General features: G+C 73.1%; 1 protein-coding gene and 1 pseudogene. Both read left to right on the top strand.

The window, feature by feature from the left end:
- Positions 1 to 474, top strand: a 474-nt coding sequence (locus tag FKV24_RS09600; RefSeq protein ID WP_141482221.1) for an ACT domain-containing protein, incomplete at its 5' end; no start/stop codon positions are given.
- A gap of 63 nt (positions 475 to 537) precedes the next feature.
- Positions 538 to 1439 (top strand): annotated as a pseudogene (locus FKV24_RS09595) (hypothetical protein); the annotation flags it as partial.

The raw sequence follows: 1439 nt of genomic DNA, 5'->3' as shown, positions 1-1439 counted from the left end.
GCGCCCGCGCCGCAGCGGCAGCCGGCGCGGACCAGCGAATTCACCGTCGAGGGCGTCGGCAACGTGTTGACCCAGCTGGCACGCTGCTGCCAGCCGCTGCCGGGCGAGGCGATCGTCGGCTATCTGACCCGCGGGCGTGGCGTCAGCGTGCATCGCCCCGGCTGCGCGACCTTCCTGCGCCTGTCCGCGCAGCAGCCGCAGCGGGTGCTGCCGGTGGAATGGGGGCGGGCCGGCAGCAGCCACGAGATCGACGCCGAGTTGCGTGCGATCGATCGCAAGTGGCTGCTCAAGGACATCACCAATCTGGTCGCGCAGGACAATGTGCACGTGACCAACATGCGCAGCGACTTCGAGCGCGATCGCGCCCACGTGCGCATCCGCCTGCGCCTGCGGGTCGCCGACTTCGGGCAGTTGTCGAGCGTGCTGGGCAAGCTGGCGTCGCTGCCGGGCGTGGAGTACGCGCGCCGGGTCTAGGTCCGGCTTCGTCCAGGCCGGCTCACGCGGCATGCAACGGCAAGCGATTATGCTGGGGCGCACATGGACAGGAACCGCAACGCGCGCAGGGGCCCGGGACGCCGCCGGATCGAGCCGACCCTGGCCCCGGATCGGGCCGATGTCGCCGCGACCGGCGATGATCGGCGCCCGCTCCGGCAACGGCAATCCTCGCCGGCCTGGCGCTGGTGGGGCGCACTGGCCTGCATCGCGCTGGCGATCGTCGCGCTGATGGTGTTCAGGCAGCCGCTGGCCGATCGCCTGTGGCCCGAAACCCGCGCCCAGCAGCTGCGCACCGATGCCGAGCAGGCCTTGTCCGAGGGGCGGCTGACCGCGACCGACGGCAGCGGCGCACGCGAGTTGTACGAAGCCGCGCTGGCGCTGGAGCCCGATCGCATCGAGGCCCGCGCCGGCCTGTCCCGGGTCGCACGGCAGGCGCTGGCGCAGGCACGGATGGCGATGGATACCGGGCGCTACGACGATGCCTATCGCATGTTGACGCTGGCCCGTGAGCTGGGGGTGCCGCGGGCCGACGCCGATGCGTTGGCCGCTCAGCTGCGCGCCCGCGAAGCGGCGCGGGCCGATGTCGATCAATGGCTGGTGTCGGCGGCCTCGGCGCTGAAGGCGGGCGATCTCAGCGGCAACGACCATGCGGCGTTGCCGCTGTACCGACGGGTGTTGGCGGTGCAGCCCAACCGTACCGAGGCGCTGGAGGGTCGCGAGGATGCGATCAGCGCGATGCTGCAGCGCGCCTGGAGCCGCATGCGGGCCGACGAGCTCGCCGCCGCCGGGGCGCTGATTGCGCAAGCACGCGGCTTCGACGCCGGTCACGCCGAGTTGCCGGACGCGACCGCCGAACTTGCCCGGCTGCTGGAGCGCCGCCGCGCACGTGCCCGGGCGGCGCTGGGCCGGGGCCGCCTGGAGCAGGCGCGTACGCTGTGGCGGAG

It is taken from the genome of Marilutibacter maris, from assembly GCF_006546735.2.
Taxonomy (GTDB): Bacteria; Pseudomonadota; Gammaproteobacteria; order Xanthomonadales; family Xanthomonadaceae; genus Marilutibacter; species Marilutibacter maris.
Note: the sequence above shows the minus strand (reverse complement) of the source record. Positions and strands in the feature narration are given on the sequence as shown.